Raw genomic sequence first — 18,864 nt, 5'->3', positions numbered from 1 at the left:
CTTTGATCAAATTGAGAGGGGCTACGATTGACAGCTTTTGTCAAAGGTCGCATAAAAGTGTTCGTCGGTTTCCTTGACGGAATGAAAAGGGAATCCGGTGCGTGGCAGATGCTTGAGCCTGTCGCCAATCCGGAGCTGTCCCCGCAACTGTAAACAGAGAGCGCCCTCAAGCTGGCCACTGGATCGAAGTAGATCTGGGAAGGTCGGGGAGCGTAATGACCTGTAAGCCAGGAGACCTGCCGACGTCCATTCATTCAACCCGGGCGGGGTGTCCTGGAGGAGGGTCGCATGACAATGCGCATATCTTTGCGTCTTCGCCATATCTTTTCTGATTGCATCAGACTTGCCCGACTTCGGTTGCTTCGCCGCATCTGGAGCACGGGATTATGCTTTTATCTTCCCTCGGTTCGGGATTGGTCCGCGTCGCTTTTACGCACGGAACGACCACCCCGCAGCTGCCCTACGTATTTCAATCAGGTCTTTCCGCTCGACAGATTGCCGGTGCCATCATCGCCTTCATGGTCGGGCTGTTCTTGTTTTTAGGTACGGCGCTGGCTGCACCCATTTCAGTTACTGATGAATCCGATGTAACCGTCACTTTCGCCGAGGCTGTCGACCGGATCGTGGCCTTCAATGCCTATAATGGCGAGTTTGTCCGGGCCGTTGCCGGGATCGAGACCCTTGTCGGCATGGATGGCAATGCGCTGAAGGAAGTTGGCTATTGGCCGGATGACGGATCTGTCGCGGTTGCTGGTGTCAATCAGCGTGAACCCGACTATGAGGCGATCATCGGTCTGGAGCCGGATGTCGTGATCTTTCCGCGCAACGGGGCATGGCAGGAAGCGCGCGACAAGCTCGCAACCTTCGACATCCCCGTTCTGGTGCTGACGGGTTGGGATCCCTTGCGTCACACAGCCAACGTTGCCGCCATTGGTGATATCACCGGTCATCCCGACCGGGCAGAAAAGCTCAATGCCTTTTTCACGGGTTATCAGGACCTGCTCAAAGAGCGTCTCAAAGGCGTCAAGAAGCGCTCGATATATGTGGAGCATGGTGCTGACTATCATGCTCCGACCCCCGGTTCCGGCTGGCATGACATGATCGCCGAAGGGGGCGGTGACAGCATTCTGTCCGACATTGACATCGCCAAACAGCCTGCTTCGAAGGGGTCAGTACATTCCTTTGTGCTCGAACCGGAGTTTATTCTCAAGAAAGATCCCGAAGTCATCATCAAGTTTCATCAGCGATCCTATCTTCCAGCCTCCAAGGCAGCGCAGAAGGTGCATTTCGACAGTTTGCTGGCGCGTCCTGGGTGGTCGGACTTGCAAGCCGTGAAGAATGGCGAGCTCTATACCGTCAACTGGTTCGCCTCTGGCGCATGTTCGAAAATCATCGGGTCGCTCTATATCGCCAAATGGCTGTACCCGGATCAATTCGAGGACGTTGACCCCGATGAAGCGATGCGTGTCTGGCTGGAAGAGTTCCAAGGCGTCAAGGATCCAAGCGGATACAGTTACCACGAATAGATTTTCATCCAACCCACTCCCAGAAACATGAGAGATCATATGAAACACCTCTTTCGGCTGCTCGCAGCAGCAATCGTAACACTCTGGTCGTTGGCTGCCATCGCGGCCCCGATCGAAATCACCGATGACAGCGGTCGGACGATTATCTTCGACAAACCACTGAAACGCGCGGTCGTCTTCAACCGTTACAATGCTGAGTTCATTCGTGCTGTGGCTGGCATGGACGTGATCGTCGGCGTCGACAGCTGGGTAACCCGCGATCCGACCTACTGGCCCAACCTAAAGGAGGGGATGCTGGTCGGTGAAGGGCAGAGAGAGCCCAACTATGAGGCCATCATTGCGCAAGAACCGGACGTGGTCATTTTTCCGCGCAACGGCAGCTGGCAGGAAGCCATCAAGACGCTTGAGCCATTCGACATCCCCGTTGTTGTTCTCACCGGGTGGGACGTGCTGAAGCATGTCTCCAACATTACCTCTTTCGGCAAAATGTTCGACGCTGAGGAAAAGGCGGCCCGGCTCAACGAGTTCTACACTGGCAACATGGCTCTACTCAAAGAGCGGCTAGAAGGTGTGGAGCGCAAGGACGTCTATCTCGAAGAAAAGACGCCGTATCGCTCAGTGCTGCGTGGCTCCGGCTGGCACGACATGATCGAAGCCGCTGGCGGGCGCAACATCTTTGAGGATGTCGACATCGATACCCAGCCCAAGGAGCGCGGCAGCGTTCACAATCACGAAGTGGACCCCGAAGCGATCCTTAAGGCGCAGCCTGACATGATCGTCAAATTGCAGCTCGGCTCCTATCCACTCCACCCGCAAAGCTTCACCAAAGCCTTCTTTGAAGAATTAGAGGCCCGTCCGGGCTTTGACGAAGTGCCAGCGGTGAAGAATGGCGAGGTTTACCACATGAACTATTATCTGGCAGGTGGCTGCTCCAAGATGATCGGCGCCTTGTCGATTGCCAAGTGGCTCTATCCGGATCGCTTCGAAGACATTGATCCCGATGCAGTCATGAAAACTTGGCTGGAGGACTTTCAGGGTGTGACCTATCCGGGACGCTACTGGACCAAGATCTCTGAACTGGAAGCGGGACAGTGATGAACAGGGTCTTCCCTCCATCGGAGGTCGCTCTGTCCGGTTCGTCATCCAGTGATCAATCGGCAACCATCCGGCGGGCTTATGCTCGCCGGACCGTTCGTGCCTCGCTGACCTGTCTTGTGGGGCTGGTGTTGTTGGTGCTGCTCTCTGTTTTTGCGGTTTCCCTTGGTGCCAATGACATTTCGCTGGCTGAAGCCTTTCAGATTCTTCTGGGACCTGTTTTGCCTGACAATCTTATTGCCGAGGTCTCCGTTCTACAGGAGAAGGTCGTGTTGCAATTGCGCCTGCCGCGCATAGTTATGGCCATCGTTGGTGGAGCGGGTCTGTCCGTCGCGGGCGTCATGATGCAGGGGATCACGCGCAATCCGCTCGTCAGCCCCTTTACCGTCGGATTGTCCCCGGCAGCGGCCTTTGGGGCGGCATTGGCTATCCTGTTCGGAGCGCTGCAGTTGCCCCACGTCGGCACCTATATGATTGTTGGAGGGGCCTTCGCGTCTTCTCTCATTTGCGCTGGGATTGTCCTTGGAATCGCAGGATTTAGTGGCATTTCGGCCACGACAATCATTCTCGCAGGCATCGGGCTAACCTATCTGTTCAGCGCCTTCACCGCGACCCTGCAATTTGTTGCCACGCAGGAGCAACTGGCTGCCATCGTCCACTGGACATTCGGCTCGCTCAATGCTGCCGGTTGGGAGGAAGTTGGCTTCTCTGCGGTCATGCTCGCCATTGCGGCTCCTGTGTTTTGGCGTATGGCGTGGGCACTCAACGCCATGGCTGCGGGAGAAGAAACGGCTGCTTCCCTTGGCTATGATCTCAAGTCGATCCGGCTGGTGACGGCGCTCCTATCGGTGCTCGTCACAGCCTGTATCATCGCCTTCACCGGGGTGATCGGCTTCATCGGGCTGGTCTCGCCCCATATCGCGCGCATGTTGATCGGCAATGATCACCGCTGGCTGGTGCCGTTCTCAATGATCGTGGGCGCCGTCCTGTTGCTGGTCGCCGATACGATCGGCCGATCCCTTTTCTCACCTGCAGTCATTCCTGTCGGCATAGTCGTTGCCTATGTGGGCGTTCCGCTCTTCGTGCATCTGATCTTGAGACAACGCCGGAGGGCCATGCAATGATCCGTATTGAAAACCTATCTCTTTGCTATGGCAAACGCACCATCCTTGACGACATTTCCCTCGCCGTGGAGAAGGGAGAATGCGTCGGTCTGCTCGGGGCCAATGGTGCTGGCAAGAGCACGCTTCTCAGGTGTCTTGCGCGGCTTGCTACGTCGGACAGCGGCAGCATCGAAGTGGACGGGAAGGCAATCGACACCTATCCACGCCGCGCGTATGCCCGCCATGTGGCCTATGTGCCTCAGCATATCCCGGATGATGTGGCGCTATCGGTGGTCGATCTGGTTCAGCTCGGACGGACACCGCACCTGAACGGTGCTTTGGGAGCGCGTGATCGCGACATGGTGATTGCTGCCCTTGAGCGGGTCAACATGGCCCATCATGCATTCTCTGAGGTTTCAAACCTATCCGGAGGTGAACGCCAGCGAGTTGCCATCGCACGGGCCCTAGTGCAGGAGCCTCAGCTTCTGCTGCTCGATGAGCCCACCTCGGCACTCGATCTCAAATATCAGATGGAAACGATGGCCTTGATCCGGACGCTTGCGACCGAGACGGACATGACCATCATCATCGCGGTTCATGATCTTTCCCTTGCCGCCCGCTATTGCTCACGGTTGGTTCTTCTGGCTGAGGGGCGCATTCGTGCGCGCGGAGACTGGCAGCACGTTCTCACAGCCGATCATATCTATCATGCCTATCAGGTCGAGGCCCTCGTAGGCGAAGTTCAGTCCTACCCTTATGTGTTGCCAATCGAAAGCGGAGATGTGCGATGAAACCTTACATTCTATTGCTGGCCAAGGCGGCCATGGCTGCCAAACCCAGAGAGGAATTGCAAGGATTGTGTGAGGCGATCTCTGCAAGAAATCCTCACTACACGACAACATATGCCTTGCAGGAACTTGGAACACCGTCGCTGCGCGCCCGCCTCGGCGAACTTGCCGATCTCAAGGTGCCCGAAGTTATCATCGTCTCGCTGATCTTTCCGATGGAGCCAGCCTTTCCTGCTTGGATCAGAAAATCGGTTCATCGCTGGATCGAACAGCGCGGCGATGCATTTTTCCCGCGCATCAGGATCGCGCATCCTCCCATCGGGGAAACTGACCGGCTCTGCGACATGATCGAGGCGCTGACCTTTGCGGCGGATGAAAGCGACATTGTTCAGGAGCGTGTTAAGGTGCCAAAGGGAACCGTTGTGCCCGATCAGAAATATCGTCTGCTGGTCTGTATGGGGGGAGCCTGCAATGACGCTGGAGCGAGCGTCCTCTACAGTCATCTGCGATCCGAACAGGACCGTTTGAAGCTGAGGGACAGCGGCGCTGGCATGATGAGTTGCAAAACCAGCTGCCTCGGCCCGTGCAGTCTTGCTCCTGTCGTTCAGGTCTGGCCAGAGGGCACTGTCTATGGCGGAGTGGACGAGAAGGATATCGACGAAATTCTCGACAACCACATCCAGAATGGAGCGCCGATAGATGATCTCAGCTATCCAACGAATGGCAAAAAGCAGACACTGAAATGAACGGAGCCTTTTAGCTGGCTTCAACGTGAGAAAAGAAGCGATCAGGTCGGAAGATCCTTTGTTGAGAAAGGACCCCTACCCCGTTTGCGGAATGGGTACGGCTCCGACTCTGATCGCAAGTGAGACCGAAACAGCCAAAAGCACCAGACCAGTCTCAAGATGAGCTTTGAGATAGGAAAGGATGGTCGACCTTCTGACTAAGGCCGAAAAATTGGCTGTTCCGGTCATCCTCGGTAACTCCTGTGCGCCTTGAACGGCGTTGGAGTGGTTCCTTGAGCGTCCCGTGTGAGGACGTCGGCTTTCTTCAGGGCAGAGATAGCAGAAGCGGTCGCCAGCATTTTGAATTGCGCAGCTCTCATGCCGCTTTGCTCTTTTCTTCATTGAGTTCGATGACGTATATGGCGGCGGGCACCAGAACAGGCTTGTCGATGTTCGACTTCCGCGCGGAGCTCGACTTGCTCCAGCCGCTACCGGGCGCAACTATTGACTGCGCCAGCTCGACAAGAACACCGAGGTCCTGATTCTCGGTGACATCGCCAAACAGATAGATATGATTGCGGGTGGCGAGCCATCCGACGAGACACTTTTCTGGACATTGGGGCAGGTCCGAATATCCAGAGATCTCGAACGCGTCCTCAATCATCGGTCGAGCTCTGTGAATAGCCGTGCTCAGTGCCTCAACAAGCCCATAGCCTGCCGTGCAAGCGCCTTGCGTGCGCTGACATGTGGTGCATAACGAGATCTGATGTGAAGCAGTGACGTCCAAGCTCTCCTCCGCTGAGTTGCGGGGAAAAGGACGACTGTTTAGATAGTTGGCAATGGCCAAATCGAGCATATTCAGTCACCTTCCGGAACACCCCGTCCGGGTTACGTTGATAGAAAGATGGCAGGTCTCCTGACTTGCGGGTCATTGCTCAATCGACCTTCCCAGGATGACTTCGGATTTCTCCAAATCCCAGTGGCGTATCGATTCTCACTCGCCGCTTACAGTTGCGGGGGCAGTCACGGAGTTGGCGCCTTTTGGCTATTCCTCACCGTGTTCCCTTTTCATCCCAATGGCATTTCAGCCGATCGGAAACCATCGCTGCTATGTTGGTCTCACCGATGTGCTATAGCAAGCAGGAAATCTCACTTGATGTGGAAAAGAGGAAAAGGAACGAAGTGTTTCCGAAAATCAAGCCATTCTTGCCCCAAAGTGCTCCTACCGCCCTTTGGGGGCGGTGAAGTTGAGATCGCTATAGATCGTACGCTCGCCATATCTGTGGCAGAGGCCTTTGACTTCAATCGCCGTTTCGCTTTGGAGCATCTTGACCTCCGAAAGGTGGGTCCAGAGGGGTTTCACTGTCAAATTCGAAATTGCTTGTGCTACAACCCGAGCAGCCCGGCCCTCCTGTCGGGCATGAAGAGCAGGCTCCCCTGCCGCGCCAGAGCTTGATATAGAGATAGCCAAGCGCTGCGGCTACGACCAACCCGAGCAAGGCAAGATCCAGAAAGCCCGAACCTGCGGCGTCAAACACAGATGTGGTAGACTGATTTTGAGTGGGATCCATAGTTAGTCCTCCCGCGAACTGATGAGCGTGCCAAATGAGACTGGCCTCTCGTGCCGTCCACTAGCCAGTCCAACGACAATCAACAAGGCAAGGGCCGAGAAATAGACGATCGACATCATTTGAATGCCCGTCAGTTCAAACAGATTGCCCAAGGTGTAGACCAGACTTGAAACAGCAAGGCCAAGAGCTGTCGGGAACAGGATCGAGAAAACCATCCACTTGTAGGATCCGGTCTGAACCTTGACCATCACCGTTGTGGCAAGGCAAGGCGGATAGAGCGCAAAGAACAGGATCATCGACACGGCAAGCAAAGCAGTCGCACCTGCTGCTTGTGTCTCAGAGCCCATGCGCTCTTCTAGGGTGGCATTTTGGTCCTCGTCCTGCTGGAATAGAACGCCAAGTGTGGCAACAGAGCTCTCTCGGGCGGCGAAAGACGACAGCAGAGCCACATTGATCTTACAGTCGAAGCCAGCAAATTGTGTAACAGGCTCGAGCGATCTGCCAATAGAACCAAGGAAAGAAGTCCTGATCCGTTCCTCTTTCATGCCCCGCCGGATCGATTTGCGCGCTTTGGAGAGAGACCTTAGAGATCTGCTTGCCTTTTTAGCGACCTTGTTCCCCTTCGGTGGCTTTACCATTGAATAGAAGGAAGGGTTTTGCGCTTTAAAGCTGACATTCACGGCCTTCGAACTCGCCCCCCCGCCCGCATTCAGTTTGGCCCGTTTGTAGTCATTGTAAAAATTAACTAGATCAACGACATTTTCATTGCTCGCCTGTTCCTCGAACTGGGTTCCCTTAACACTCTTCTGGAACTTGGCGATGGCCGCAGCACCCTGAGCCTCAAATTCAGCCATACGCTCACTGGACAGACCGGGGAACTGCAACAGCGTGAACACTACGACCGCGACGGCGACCACGATGGTTCCCACTTTCTTGATGTAAATCCACGTGCGTTCGATTGAGCGTCTGAGCACGGCAGAAACGGTTGGGATGTGATAGGCGGGTAACTCCATGACGAAGGGAGAGGTTTCCTGCCCCTTAAGCAGGGTCATCGTGAGCAACTTGGAAACCAGCAGTGCAAAGATTACCGTCATCGTCGAGATGTAGAACATCATCAGGGATTTATCTTCGACAAAGAATATGCCGAGCAGCAGGGTGTAGAGAGGGACTTTGGCAAGGCAATTCATAAAGGGCACGGCGAAGATGGTCGCCATGCGGGCTCGGTTGTCCGGAATGCCCTTGGTAGCCATGATGCCAGGTACGGCACAACCTCCGGCAAACACGCCACCAAGTATGAGCGGAAGGGTGCTTTGTCCATGCAATCCAAAGCGATGTAGTACCTTGTCGAGAATGAAGGCGATCCTCGCCATATAGCCCGAATCCTCGAGGATGGCGATGAGTGCGAACAGTATGATGAAGATCGGCACATAGTTGAGAAGCGTGTTGGCGGAATCAACCAGCCACAGCCCCATTGCACGGACATAAGGGTCTTCAAGAAAGCCTGCATTGGGCAAAATGCCCGCAACCAGCTCGCGGAACTTGGCCAGAATGGGCCATGTATAGTTGGTTAGCTCGTAGCCCCAGACAATCGAGATCTGATAGATCAGAAAGACGGTCAGGATGAGCACCAACGGAGCAAACCAGCGATGGAGCACCACGCGGTCGATTTTGTTGGTAATGCTCTCACCACCATTGTTGTTGCCCATGACATAGGCGTCCATTAGACCGGCGACCTGCTTGTCGCGCTTCGTGATAATGTGATCCGATGCGCTGGTACCTCCGGACTGCCTTGAGAAAAGCTCGGACAGTTCATCGGCCTTGGCTTTGATGTCCTCGGCCCATTCAAATCCGGCGCTTTCTTCGAGCAACGCCCGAACCTGCTGATCCTGTTCAAGCAGCTTGATCGCCAGCCAGCGTTCGGGAAGGTTCCACTCCGCTGCGCAATCGCGTAGAAGCACCGCAAGGTCGGCAATCATCGGCTCGAGCGATCCGTAGTGAACGACATTCATTTCCCTCGCCGGGCGACTGGCCTCGTCCTCAATCGCGTTCCGAAGCGAATCTCGGCCGATGCCGCGGCTCCCGATCGTCTCGACAACCGTCAGACCGAGCCGCTTCGATAGACCCTTCACATCAATCTCGATGCCGCGCCCCTTTGCCATGTCCATCATGTTCAAGGCCAGAACGGATTTCAGCCCCATCTCCAGCAGCTGGAAGGTCAGATGCAACGAGCGGCGCAGGTTGGAGGCATCCACAACGTTGACTGCGACATCGGGTCGCTCCTTGATTAGATAGTCTCTGGCGACCCTTTCTTCGAGGGAAAACGAGGTCAGCGAATAGGTGCCCGGCAGGTCAACAGCAAGCACCGACGCGCCGCCATAGGAGTAGCGCCCATACTTCTTGTCGACCGTCACACCAGGGTAGTTGGCCACATGTTGTCTCGCGCCGGTCAACAAGTTGAACAGTGTTGATTTTCCTGCGTTTTGTTGACCCGCGAGTGCAACTTTTATTATCTGCGTCATATCATACCAACGGCATTTAATTCTGACCTTCTTGAGCCCATTTTCTCATACCTATTGAATGGATGATGGTTGGGTTGGCGGAGAGGCTCTTCCATGCTTGGCAACCAGCATCAAGAATGGCGGCATAGTCTTCGAAGACCCGATTGGACAGGAAGGTACCGCGCAGATACTGCCAAATATTCTCAACTGGGTTCAGTTCCGGTGATTTGGAAGGCAACAGGAGGATGGTGATATTCTTGGGCACGTTGAGTCTGCTTGTCGTATGCCATCCGGCACGATCCATCAGCACCACGGCATGAGCGCCGCGCGCCACTGTCCTTGAGACTTCTTCGAGGTGCATTTGCATGGCCTGTGTATTTGCAAAAGGCATCATCAATCCCGCGCCAACGCCACGCGCTGGACATATTGCACCGAACAGATAGGCATTTTTATATCGCTGATCGGCTGGCAGACGTGGTCTGGTTCCCTTTTTTGCCCATAGTCGGGCCAGTCCATTCTTCTGACCAAGCCTAGCCTCATCTTGCCACCAAATCTCGATGGGCTTGTTCTTTGGCAAATGGCCTACATGCGCTGCCAACGTTGCGGAGAAGTTTTTTTGAAAGCATCAATGACTTCAGGCTTTTGTTCTGGATGTTGAGGTCGACCAGATATGCGCACATACCCCATGCGGCGCAAAAGATCCCGTACTCCACGTTCCTTGTAGGAGACCCCAAACCGCTCTTGGATCACACGCACCAGATCCTGGCTACGCCAGACAGAGACGCCGTCCTTCTCAGGATCAGGACCGGTTTCAACGATAGCAACAAACTCTTCGAGCTGTTCTGGGCTCAAGCGCATGGGAGCGCCGGTTGCTTTGATGTCGACAAGACCATCGGTGCCTTGCTCATTGAAGCGAAGAACCCAATCTCGCAAAGTCTGGCGGTCCATACCGCCGACTTTGGCGGCATCAGCACGGTTCATGCCGTCATAGACAGCCGCAATGGCCAGTAGGCGGCGGCTCTGTTTGGCATTGCGGCATCCTTTGGCAAGACGGCGCAAACTATCGGCGTCAAAAGCATCGCTAAGAATCAAAGCGGCAGACATGGCAAAATCTCCTTTGCCATGTTGAATCACGCCAGTGCTAAAAATGGAATCCCTAAAGAGTCAGAACTTCACGCCCTTGGTATCAGTCCTCGCTGACTTCGATCGTTGCCGCTTCACGGCGGCGCAAGGTGATGTCGGTTGCGTCGAGCCGCAACTCCAGCGGGTCATTGAGAGGGGCTGCTCGGACCACCAAAACCCGCGTCTCCGGCATGAGGCCAAGGTCGAGTAGCCTTTGGCGCACGGCCTCCGTTGAATGGTGTCGTCGGATGGTGACTTTGTTGCCTGGCATAATATCGTTTAAAGTCAGAGACTTATGTTCCGAATTGGGTGGACTATTTTTGCTCATGAATGACGCCAATTCCGTGTTCAAAGGTTCAACATAGATAGGCCGGAGGGCGTGGTCTTCGGTCTGGTCTGAATGCGATTGCGAATGATTACCATTTACAACATGACGCTCGCATAATAAAGTAAAACTTGAGACAAAAATTCAGATTAAAGAAAAGTTTTGGTCTCCGCACCGATTTTTGGAATGATTTTAAAGTAAAAATCTATCCGAAGGAGGTGTGCGACATTTTGTTACATGATAAATAGGGAGTGGTACTTAATGAAACGTCTCGTCTCGAGCTTTGCTTTCTCAATACTTCTATTGACAGGGGCAGCTTCAGCCCACACGCCTATCTGTGCATGCTATGACAACGGAGATGGAACCGTACTGTGTGAGGGTGGATTCTCCGATGGGTCCTCTGCCTCCGGCGTCGCCATGAAGATCTTTGATGGCAGCGAAAACCTGATCCTGGAAGGAAAAATGACCGTAGATAGTGAATTCGAATTCGATAAGCCAGATGGCGACTACAAAGTCATTTTCGATGCAGGCCCCGGCCATGAAGTTGAGATCAACGGTAGCGATATTGTCGAGTAAATCCTGAATCCCCCCATGTCGCCTTTTTAAGTGGGCGGCATCACTTCCAAACCAATCCGAGATGCCTTGCCGTGAGTTGGATGACAGCTTGCTGACGGGAGGACTCGTTCTTTCTGAACTTGAGAACAATTTTTCTGAAACGCTGAGGAGCGCAGAAACATGAAAAAGCTTTTGACAGGGGTCGCGCTGGCCGCCATTGCAATGTCCAGCACAGCTGAGGCCCATTTCCAATTGCTCTATACGCCGGAAGTTATGCTCGACAAGGCGGCGAAAATTCCCTTGAAAATGATGTTTGGCCATCCGATGGAAAACGGCCATGCCATGGATATGGGCCAGCCGGAAGCCTTTGATGTCTATTTCAAAGGCAAAAAAACCGATCTGCTACCGACATTGAATCCGATCGTCTGGAAGGGCGCCCACAATGACGCCAAAGGATTCGAGACCTCATACAAGATCAAGCGCAACGGGGATTATATCTTTGCCCTGACCCCTACGCCCTACTATGAGGAAAGCGAAGACATCTACATCCAGCAGATCACCAAGAGCTTCGTTAACAAGGCCATGCCGACCGACTGGAATGAGCCTCTGGGACTTGCGACAGAGATCGTTCCTTTCAACAAGCCCTATCAGATCTTTGTTGGCAGCTCATTCACCGGCCAGGTACTGTCCGAAGGTAAGCCTGCCGCAGGCATCGAATGCGAGATCGAATATATCAATCCGACGGTCGATCTGGAAGCCAACGCCTTCTCCAAGGAAGCCGATGGGCCGGTTCCCGACAGCGCAATTGTTGCCTTCACCGATGCTAACGGCATGTTCAGTTTCGGCCTGCCACGCGCGGGCAAATGGGGCTTTGCCTGCATGGGTGCGGGGCCCGCGACCGAACATGAAGGCAAGGAACTTTCTCAAGATGCAGTGCTCTGGATCGACGTCACAGAGTTCAAATAGGCCTGTGCCGACCGTCCAATCGCTAGACATAGCTCTTTTCGGGCTTTAGCTGGCATTAAAAGGTGCCATGGAAAGTCTCTCACGACTTGATTCCCGCAGATGTTGCCATCCGAGATTTTATTCACGGGTGGCTTAACTCTTTTCCGCTCAGGGTAGAGCTGCCGAAGATTTAAGCAGCTCCCCGATACAAGCTTATCCTTATACCTGCTATGTTTTTATCGACGCCCGTTTCAAAACGCCATAACGCCCCAAATGTGGCCGTATCCCGAACTGCTTTCGCAATGAACACCTTTGCTTTGTTCAGTCATGATCAAAGGTGTGATGGAGAGTGAATACCACGACTGACAGAGCAATACCTGGCCAGATCATTAACATCGGATGATCGAATATGAACATGCGATATTCAAACAACATGCTGCCCCAGTCTGGCTTGGAGGGATCCACGCCAAGCCCGATGAAGGCAAGAGAAGCATAGGCGACTGCGGCGGCTCCCATCTGATTACCAAGATACGTGAAAAGCGTTGGCAATGTGTTTGGCAAAACATGGCTGAAAAGAATCGCTGTGCGGGATAGTCCCATTGCATGGGCAGACAGAATGAAAGGCTGGCCTAGCAAGCGCTTCGTCAAGCCGTGCGCCATTAGGGTTTGTTGGCCAATCCCGGCCAATCCAAGGGCCAAGCCACCCGTAACGGGCGACAGGCCCAAAATGGACGCAGCGCAAAGAGCAATGATCAGAGTTGGCACCATCAGAAAAAGCTGGGTCGTGCGCAAAACTCCCTCTTCAGCCCAACCACCAAGAAGAGCGGCCATACTGCCAAACATCGTTCCGTTGACAAAGCCGATAAGCGCAACAAGACACAGAACCGTCCCGGTTCTCCATCCCCCAACCATGATCCTGGATAGCACATCTCGCCCCAAATGATCCGTCCCCAGAAGGTGATCGCGACTGATTGGAGCAAACTTGGACAAGACATCGACAGCATCAGGATCAACCGGTTGCCAATAGCCACACAGGCACAGCAAGACAAGAAGCAGAGCTATTCCATAGAATCGGTTCATGAAACCCTCGGATCCAACCAGCGCTGGATAACCTTGACGAGAACCGAAATGAGGACCATCCAGAGAGCGACCACCATGACGTAGGCCTGCAGGATCATCTGATCTCGTGCCTCGATGCTTTTAACGAGAAACTGGCTGATGCCGGGAAAGTTAAACAATATCTCCATGGTCGCGGTGCTGCCGATCACCCAGCCAGCTTCTGAATGGACCGCAGAGAAAAGCGCGAACAGCGCACTCTTGTTGCAGTGGTGCCACAATGCCTGCCGTCTCGTGAGACCCTTGGAGAGGGCCGTTGCAAAATAGGGTGCGGTGATGCAGTCGCGCAGGGCTTTGCGATAAACGCGAGCAAATACTGCCGTTGAATGCAGCGCGATCAGGCAGATCGCCAAAAATAGAGTTTCGACGTCTTGAGAAAAGGGGCGTAGCCAATGCAATTTGGCACCCAAGACCCATAGCAACACCAATCCGCTCCAGAATGCAGGCACTGTTTGCACGAAAACCGACAGGGTGCGACTAAAGTGATCGACCACACCTCCCGGTTTAAGCGCAGCAAAGAAACCAAGAGGAATGGCCATAATGCCGGCAAGGGCCAAACCGCAAAACCCTAACAAGAAAGAGATTGCTAGCCGCTCAAGAAACTCAGCAAAGACCAGTTGGCCGGATTGGAAAGAGCGCCCCCAATTTCCTGTTACAAAGCCCAGGAGCCAATTGAAATATCGAATTAGAAAGGGCTGATCCAATCCCCATTCCTGACGAAGGGCCGCGACAGTTTCATCCGTCGCGGCCAGATTCCAGGCTCTAATTGCAATGTCGACCGGATCGGAAGGCATGTTGATGATGACCGCAAAAGTGATTATGGAAATCACCAACAAGCTTGAGAGAATACCAGCCGTCTGTCGCAAAAGAGCTTTCATTTTTTGAGACTATTCACCAATATCGGCGCGCAGCACGTGATAGTCAGAACCCCATGGCTGGTAGTTCTCCAAACGTTTGGACATCCCGGCATACCAGACCGGAGAGACAAGGAAACTGATCGGAACATCCTCGAACAGTTGTGTTTGTGCTTCCAAAGCCAGTGCATTGCGGTTGTTTGCGTCGCTCTCACTCGCAAATTTGGCGACAATGGCATCAAATGCCTTAGACGAATATTTGGCGTGGTTCATAGACGCACCAGTAGCCAGCATGGAGTTAAGAAAGAACGCCGGATCTCCGCTTGGTGCGGTATGTTGCGCCCACAAGGCGATGTCATATTCCCCTTCGCCAACGACTTGCGAAATGTTGTCGACAATTCGGGTTTCGAGAGCAATACCAACACGTGCCAACTCCGCTTTGACCACCGGCAGCATCGTGACGAGATCAGGGCGTTGTGGGTAGGTCAAAGCTAACAGCGTCAGGGCTACGCCATCCTTTGTGCGCACTCCATCAGATCCTTTCACCCACCCCGCTTCCTCGAGCAGAGACGCGGCTTTTTCGAGATCCGTAGGTCGAGCTTGTTTGGCTGCAAAGGGGAAGTAAGGAGCATAGGCGCCAATTGCAGGCAAGCCACCGTTGATCGCAGCAACCAACTCTTTGCGATCAAATGTTAGATCAAGAGCTTGACGCACGCGCTTGTCGGACAAGGCCGGGCGAGTTGTATTTAGCCATGCAAAATACTGATAGCCGACAGGGAATGACTTGACCGTGAGATCAGGATTGGAATTGAGCCGAGAGACCGTCTCGGAGGGTAATCCGAATGCCAAATCGAGTTCGCCGGATTCCAGCGCCAAAGTCATTGCTTGAGCATCGCCGAATTTGTGAATAGTGACAGGCGAGCGGTTTTCGGCACCTTCATAATAGGCATTGGGAACCAACTCGATGTCAGAGTCCGCCTTGAAGCTAGTGACCGCATACGGACCGGAAAAAACAGCCTGCCCATCACCCGTAGGCTTGAAGGCAATCAGAGGCCATTCGGCAAACAGGGCTTGAATGCGTGGCACAGGCTTCTCAGTGGTCACTTTAAGGGTGAGATCAGCCAAAGCTTCAAAGCTCAGTTTGCCTCCTGTTGCCAATGCAGCTTTGTTGTCGGCAAAGACTTCTTCAAAACCGGCAGCCAGAGTTTTCGCATCAACAGCAGAGCCGTCAGAGAAGAAATTGCCGGGTGCGAGCTCGATTTCCCAAGTCAGATCACCTGTCCTTTTGGCATCGTTTGCGAGTTGGGGCACCAACGCGCCTTTCTCATCAACGGAGAACAGATTCTCGCCAATGCCATGGCTGACCAGAGCCCAGCCATTGGACCCCTTGGTGGGTTCAACGCCTCTAGTGAGATAGGTTTGGCCGACTTCGATCGGTTCTGCCGCCCAAGCCGTGGCAGCGCCGATAATGCCGACCGCGATTAGTGAGGCCTGAATAAAGCTGGTTTTGCTGAAGAGCATAATGCATTCCTTGACATAGTGACCACGCGCTCTCGTTAGAGAGACATCATGGTTTTGGCCAATAGAATCGAGAAATGGAGTGGATTGATCCCGCCAAGCACAGGCCGTTGGTCATCCTCACTTCACCCCGAAGCTTTTTTGACAATGAGCAAGGCAGCAGCAGAAAGCGCGGATAGAGGCCCATCCTTCACAATCGCCGGAGCACCCCGCCCGGTTGATAAAAGGCTCTTTGAAGAACCCCTCGAAGGCAGGTCTCCTGGCTTGCGGCATATCAGATCTAAGCGCCTTCCCGGGGGCTTTGCCCCAGTGGCATGTTGCTCAGTCCTATCCGCTTACAGTTGCGGGGGCAGCTATGGCATCGGTCCCGAGTTGGGTCACCCTCACCATATTCCCTTTTCATCTCCCGTAGCATTCGCCTTGGGAGAACCTTCGCCAGCGTTTTTACATCACGCGCCCGCGGTGTCAATTGCTCACTTAGGCACAATTTTTACTGAAACAAACAATCGAACTCAGTACTCAAGATCGAGCCACGAATTTTGAGAATAACAAAACCGGCGAACAGGCTTAATTCTGCGCTCGGTCTCGTGAGGAAGCCTCAAGATAGTCTGGAGGGTGTGGCTGAGATTTTTCCATATGAATTGCCCCTAGAATTGTAGACACCTCGGGGCTTCAAATTTTTAGTCGCTCATATTCGACGGGCGAGAGCATTCCGTTTGTAGCGTGTTTGCGTTTTGGATTGTAGAACATTTCGATGTAGTCGAAGATGTCCTGTCTGGTATCAGCCCTTGTTTTGTAGACTCGTCGCCGGATGCGTGCTCTCTTGAGCAGGTTGAAAAAGCTTTCGGCAACAGCATTGTCATGGCAGTTTCCACGCATAAAGCGAATGGCTACTGACACCAAGCCGCTCAGATACCTCTGCAACGGAGTACCCTCGCTCGGTGATTTGCTTGACGGCTTCAATCTTGAATTCTTCAGTGAAATGGGAATTGGGCATCGTAGTCTCCTTGCCTCATTTTTAGGGGACATGGTGTCTACAATTCTAGGATTTCAGCAAGAAATCTGAGTGCAGCCCTTTTTAAACGGAAGCCGCCCGACCTTGCCGCTGCTGTCAGGTCTGGAACCGAGATACCTCGAATGAACGCTTTTAGTTCGCGGCTCTGGAGATCTCGCAACTGCAGAAAATGGCAGCTATCCGCCCGGAACAGACCTGCTGTAAAGCAGGCGCATAATCGCATGCTGCAATTCATGTAAATCGACCAATGCCGAGCTACTTAGCTTGAATGCATCCCTTGCAGGTTGAAGCGCTCAGTCTGCTCCATCAACATGGAAAATTGAAGAAAACCGTGGAAAGGACCATAGACCTTTGCATAGATTTGTGTAGCAAATTTGGGGATCTTGCGGGAGCTCGCGCATCGAGCGATTGAATTTACTATAGAAATTTCAATTTATCGCTTAGAAAATGGCGGAGAGGAAGTCCTTCTGGTGGATCTGGCCGATATTGATTTCTCTTTTTGTTTCTAGAAGTTTAGCCCTACTTGCATTGTGAGCATTCAAACGGAATGTGTAGCAAAAAGTGTAGCAACCGTCGTTGGCCGGACGACGTTGCAACACTGGTGAAAAGGGTACAATTCATGAGCGGTTTGATCAAGCGCGGAAAAGGGACTTTCCATTTCAGGATGCGGGTCCCGAAGGAATATGTCGGTATCGCCGGAAAGACCGAGATCCATCGAACATTGAAGACAGACAGCGCTCGCCAGGCCGCCGAATTGGCTCCAGCCATGAGGAAGGGAATCTTGGACGAGCTTGAGGCTTTGAAGCTTCTTCAGGACCAGCCGACTAGTACCGATGCCTACCGGGCTGCTCAAGATATCGTCAAAAAACGAGGTCTCAACTATCTGCCGTCTGAGTCATTGCTGTTGGCTCCGCTGGAGGAGACCCTGGTTCGCTTCGAAAAACTTGCGGAAGGAGATGATGTTGGGGCTGCCCGTGCTCTTCTCGGAGGTGTTGAAGAGCCAGGTTTGCGGTTGTCAGAATTGGTGGGCAACGTTGAAGAATTCTGCGCTCATGACAACAGGCACAAGAATGACGACCAATTGCGCAAATGGCGTAACCCAAGGAAAAAGGCGGTCCGAAATCTGATGAAATCAATCGGAAACAAGGACATCCTCGTATCAGAAATCGACGCCGCCGCTGTCCAAAAACACAAGATGTTCTGGCAGAAAAAAGTCTCTTCGGGAAAAACTGCGGATTCCGACGTATCCGCGCAGTCATTCCAACAACATCCGCGCACCCATTCCGGGCTATCCGCGCGGCTCTGATGCATTGCCGTGAGGCGGTTGATTTTTGATATCAGTTCTGGCCGGTTTCGTCATCCATTTTGACGTGAGTTTTTCGGAAGGATTGCCCCTCGAGTTCGATGCGATAGGAGTTGTGCACGAACCTGTCGAGGATGGCATCTGCGAAGGTCGGCTCGCCAATGACATCATGCCATGTGCTGATGGGCAGTTGGCTGGTAATGAGCGTCGAACTATTGCCATATCTTTCTTCGACGATTTCAAGCAAGTCGCGCCGCTGGCTGGCATTGAGGCGATCCGGTCCCCAATCATCAAGAATAAGCAACTGTGCTTTCGTGAGGGTCCTGAACAGACGTGGGAAGCGCCCATCGCCGTGAGCCAATTCCAGCTCATCGAACAGGCGCGAGGTGCGCTTGTACAGGACCGTGATGCCATCCCGGCAAGCAGCCTGTGCAAGGGCGCACGCAAGCCAAGTCTTGCCGACCCCGCATGGCCCGACGATGCTCAAATTCCTTTTGTCGCCGATCCATTTGGACGTCAGTAAGGTCTGGAACAGGGCTTTGTCGAGACCGCGCCGTGCCCCATAATTGACGTCTTCCGGTGAGGCGCCGACATGACGCAGGCGAGCAGCCCGCATTCTGCTTTCAAACCGCTTGGTTTCGCGATTGACGCTTTCCCGCTCGACCAGAAGAGCCAACCATTCGGCATGGGTCAGGTTAGCGGAGCCATCTTGCCCCTCAAGCTCGGCAAAGGCCTCGGCCATGCCATCGAGTTTGAGGGATCGTAATTTGTCCAGGGTTGGATGTATCAGCATTGTTATCTTCTC

At 53.5% G+C, this 18,864-nt stretch carries 17 protein-coding genes, 1 pseudogene and 3 riboswitches; of the genes and pseudogenes, 8 read left to right on the top strand and 10 right to left on the bottom strand.

What is annotated here, in order from left to right:
* The first annotated feature begins 48 nt into the window (after window positions 1–48).
* Window positions 49–259: riboswitch (cobalamin riboswitch) on the top strand.
* A gap of 127 nt (window positions 260–386) precedes the next feature.
* From CPH65_RS17205 to CPH65_RS17185, 5 genes are read left to right on the top strand one after another with little or no spacing between them, the layout of a single operon-like run.
* Window positions 387–1,526, top strand: a complete 1,140-nt coding sequence (locus tag CPH65_RS17205; RefSeq protein WP_096174994.1) for an ABC transporter substrate-binding protein — start codon at window positions 387–389, stop codon at window positions 1,524–1,526.
* Between the two features lie 39 nt (window positions 1,527–1,565).
* Window positions 1,566–2,621, top strand: a complete 1,056-nt coding sequence (locus tag CPH65_RS17200) for an ABC transporter substrate-binding protein (protein ID WP_096174993.1) — start codon at window positions 1,566–1,568, stop codon at window positions 2,619–2,621.
* Window positions 2,621–3,745, top strand: a complete 1,125-nt coding sequence (locus CPH65_RS17195; RefSeq protein ID WP_096174992.1) for an iron ABC transporter permease — start codon at window positions 2,621–2,623, stop codon at window positions 3,743–3,745. The genes CPH65_RS17200 and CPH65_RS17195 overlap by 1 nt, the downstream gene beginning before the upstream one ends.
* Window positions 3,742–4,515 carry an ABC transporter ATP-binding protein gene (locus CPH65_RS17190; protein WP_096174991.1) on the top strand — a complete coding sequence of 258 codons (774 nt, stop codon included), beginning with the start codon at window positions 3,742–3,744 and terminating at the stop codon, window positions 4,513–4,515. Before CPH65_RS17195 ends, CPH65_RS17190 begins: the two co-directional genes overlap by 4 nt.
* On the top strand, window positions 4,512–5,258 hold the full coding sequence (locus CPH65_RS17185) for a (2Fe-2S) ferredoxin domain-containing protein (RefSeq protein ID WP_096174990.1): 747 nt from the start codon (window positions 4,512–4,514) through the stop codon (window positions 5,256–5,258). The genes CPH65_RS17190 and CPH65_RS17185 overlap by 4 nt, the downstream gene beginning before the upstream one ends.
* Window positions 5,259–5,613: 355 nt before the next feature.
* On the opposite strand, the gene CPH65_RS17180 is transcribed toward CPH65_RS17185, so the two are convergent.
* The 4 genes from CPH65_RS17180 to CPH65_RS17165 all read right to left on the bottom strand — a co-directional run bounded on the left by CPH65_RS17180 (window position 5,614) and on the right by CPH65_RS17165 (window position 10,756).
* Window positions 5,614–6,093, bottom strand: a complete 480-nt coding sequence (locus CPH65_RS17180; protein WP_096174989.1) for a DUF1636 family protein — start codon at window positions 6,091–6,093, stop codon at window positions 5,614–5,616.
* A gap of 32 nt (window positions 6,094–6,125) precedes the next feature.
* A riboswitch (cobalamin riboswitch) is annotated at window positions 6,126–6,356 on the bottom strand.
* 454 nt (window positions 6,357–6,810) lie between these two features.
* A complete protein-coding gene (gene feoB, locus CPH65_RS17175; protein WP_096174988.1) occupies window positions 6,811–9,327 on the bottom strand; it encodes a ferrous iron transport protein B in 2,517 nt (838 codons plus the stop codon).
* Window positions 9,328–9,343: 16 nt separating this feature from the next.
* Window positions 9,344–10,410 (bottom strand): IS630 family transposase gene (locus CPH65_RS17170; RefSeq protein WP_096171592.1). Its coding sequence is split into 2 segments (ribosomal slippage): window positions 9,344–9,906 and window positions 9,906–10,410, totalling 1,068 coding nucleotides; the frame shifts between segments, so codons are not numbered across the junction.
* An 82-nt stretch (window positions 10,411–10,492) separates the two neighbouring features.
* On the bottom strand, window positions 10,493–10,756 hold the full coding sequence (locus CPH65_RS17165; RefSeq protein ID WP_096174987.1) for a FeoA family protein: 264 nt from the start codon (window positions 10,754–10,756) through the stop codon (window positions 10,493–10,495).
* 258 nt (window positions 10,757–11,014) lie between these two features.
* Here CPH65_RS17165 and CPH65_RS17160 point away from each other — a divergent pair, with 258 nt between their 5' ends.
* The gene (locus CPH65_RS17160) at window positions 11,015–11,329 is read left to right on the top strand and encodes a hypothetical protein (RefSeq protein WP_096174986.1); all 315 of its coding nucleotides are present in this window, start codon (window positions 11,015–11,017) and stop codon (window positions 11,327–11,329) included.
* Window positions 11,330–11,488: 159 nt separating this feature from the next.
* A complete protein-coding gene (locus tag CPH65_RS17155) occupies window positions 11,489–12,274 on the top strand; it encodes a DUF4198 domain-containing protein (protein WP_096174985.1) in 786 nt (261 codons plus the stop codon).
* A 300-nt stretch (window positions 12,275–12,574) separates the two neighbouring features.
* On the opposite strand, the gene CPH65_RS17150 is transcribed toward CPH65_RS17155, so the two are convergent.
* From CPH65_RS17150 to CPH65_RS17130, 5 genes and pseudogenes are all read right to left on the bottom strand, one after another.
* A complete protein-coding gene (locus tag CPH65_RS17150; protein WP_096174984.1) occupies window positions 12,575–13,333 on the bottom strand; it encodes an ABC transporter permease in 759 nt (252 codons plus the stop codon).
* Entirely contained in the window at window positions 13,330–14,247 is a 918-nt protein-coding gene (locus tag CPH65_RS17145; RefSeq protein ID WP_172891540.1) for an ABC transporter permease, read from the bottom strand. Before CPH65_RS17145 ends, CPH65_RS17150 begins: the two co-directional genes overlap by 4 nt.
* Before the next feature lie 9 nt (window positions 14,248–14,256).
* Window positions 14,257–15,744 (bottom strand): ABC transporter substrate-binding protein, encoded by a 1,488-nt coding sequence (locus CPH65_RS17140; protein ID WP_096174983.1) that lies wholly within the window; start codon window positions 15,742–15,744, stop codon window positions 14,257–14,259.
* A 228-nt stretch (window positions 15,745–15,972) separates the two neighbouring features.
* Window positions 15,973–16,190: riboswitch (cobalamin riboswitch) on the bottom strand.
* Between the two features lie 223 nt (window positions 16,191–16,413).
* Window positions 16,414–16,617, bottom strand: a pseudogene (locus tag CPH65_RS17135) (IS3 family transposase); the annotation flags it as partial.
* Complete coding sequence (locus CPH65_RS17130; protein WP_096174982.1) at window positions 16,601–16,738, bottom strand: transposase; 138 nt, start codon at window positions 16,736–16,738, stop codon at window positions 16,601–16,603. The gene CPH65_RS17130 and the pseudogene CPH65_RS17135, both read right to left, overlap by 17 nt.
* A 565-nt stretch (window positions 16,739–17,303) precedes the next feature.
* Between CPH65_RS17130 and CPH65_RS17125 the strand changes: the two genes are divergently transcribed.
* Window positions 17,304–18,062, top strand: coding sequence for a DUF6538 domain-containing protein (locus CPH65_RS17125; protein WP_371359462.1), 759 nt, complete (start codon window positions 17,304–17,306; stop codon window positions 18,060–18,062).
* 31 nt (window positions 18,063–18,093) lie between these two features.
* Here the strand turns inward: CPH65_RS17125 and istB are convergent, their stop codons facing one another.
* On the bottom strand, window positions 18,094–18,852 hold the full coding sequence (gene istB, locus CPH65_RS17120) for an IS21-like element helper ATPase IstB (RefSeq protein ID WP_096174980.1): 759 nt from the start codon (window positions 18,850–18,852) through the stop codon (window positions 18,094–18,096).
* Window positions 18,853–18,864 lie beyond the last annotated feature (12 nt).

The organism is Cohaesibacter sp. ES.047 (assembly GCF_900215505.1).
In the GTDB taxonomy this organism is placed as follows: domain Bacteria; phylum Pseudomonadota; class Alphaproteobacteria; order Rhizobiales; family Cohaesibacteraceae; genus Cohaesibacter.
Note: the sequence above shows the minus strand (reverse complement) of the source record. Positions and strands in the feature narration are given on the sequence as shown.

Excerpts from the sequence above, each read along its gene's own strand:
- CPH65_RS17205 (WP_096174994.1), top strand. The coding sequence starts at position 387 with ATGCTTTTATCTTCCCTCGGTTCGGGATTGGTCCGCGTCGCTTTTACG.
- CPH65_RS17200 (WP_096174993.1), top strand. The coding sequence starts at position 1,566 with ATGAAACACCTCTTTCGGCTGCTCGCAGCAGCAATCGTAACACTCTGG.
- CPH65_RS17195 (WP_096174992.1), top strand. The coding sequence starts at position 2,621 with ATGAACAGGGTCTTCCCTCCATCGGAGGTCGCTCTGTCCGGTTCGTCA.
- CPH65_RS17190 (WP_096174991.1), top strand. The coding sequence starts at position 3,742 with ATGATCCGTATTGAAAACCTATCTCTTTGCTATGGCAAACGCACCATC.
- CPH65_RS17185 (WP_096174990.1), top strand. The coding sequence starts at position 4,512 with ATGAAACCTTACATTCTATTGCTGGCCAAGGCGGCCATGGCTGCCAAA.
- CPH65_RS17180 (WP_096174989.1), bottom strand. The coding sequence starts at position 6,093 with ATGCTCGATTTGGCCATTGCCAACTATCTAAACAGTCGTCCTTTTCCC.
- feoB (WP_096174988.1), bottom strand. The coding sequence starts at position 9,327 with ATGACGCAGATAATAAAAGTTGCACTCGCGGGTCAACAAAACGCAGGA.
- CPH65_RS17165 (WP_096174987.1), bottom strand. The coding sequence starts at position 10,756 with ATGAGCAAAAATAGTCCACCCAATTCGGAACATAAGTCTCTGACTTTA.
- CPH65_RS17160 (WP_096174986.1), top strand. The coding sequence starts at position 11,015 with ATGAAACGTCTCGTCTCGAGCTTTGCTTTCTCAATACTTCTATTGACA.
- CPH65_RS17155 (WP_096174985.1), top strand. The coding sequence starts at position 11,489 with ATGAAAAAGCTTTTGACAGGGGTCGCGCTGGCCGCCATTGCAATGTCC.
- CPH65_RS17150 (WP_096174984.1), bottom strand. The coding sequence starts at position 13,333 with ATGAACCGATTCTATGGAATAGCTCTGCTTCTTGTCTTGCTGTGCCTG.
- CPH65_RS17145 (WP_172891540.1), bottom strand. The coding sequence starts at position 14,247 with ATGAAAGCTCTTTTGCGACAGACGGCTGGTATTCTCTCAAGCTTGTTG.
- CPH65_RS17140 (WP_096174983.1), bottom strand. The coding sequence starts at position 15,744 with ATGCTCTTCAGCAAAACCAGCTTTATTCAGGCCTCACTAATCGCGGTC.
- CPH65_RS17130 (WP_096174982.1), bottom strand. The coding sequence starts at position 16,738 with ATGCCCAATTCCCATTTCACTGAAGAATTCAAGATTGAAGCCGTCAAG.
- CPH65_RS17125 (WP_371359462.1), top strand. The coding sequence starts at position 17,304 with ATGTGTAGCAAAAAGTGTAGCAACCGTCGTTGGCCGGACGACGTTGCA.
- istB (WP_096174980.1), bottom strand. The coding sequence starts at position 18,852 with ATGCTGATACATCCAACCCTGGACAAATTACGATCCCTCAAACTCGAT.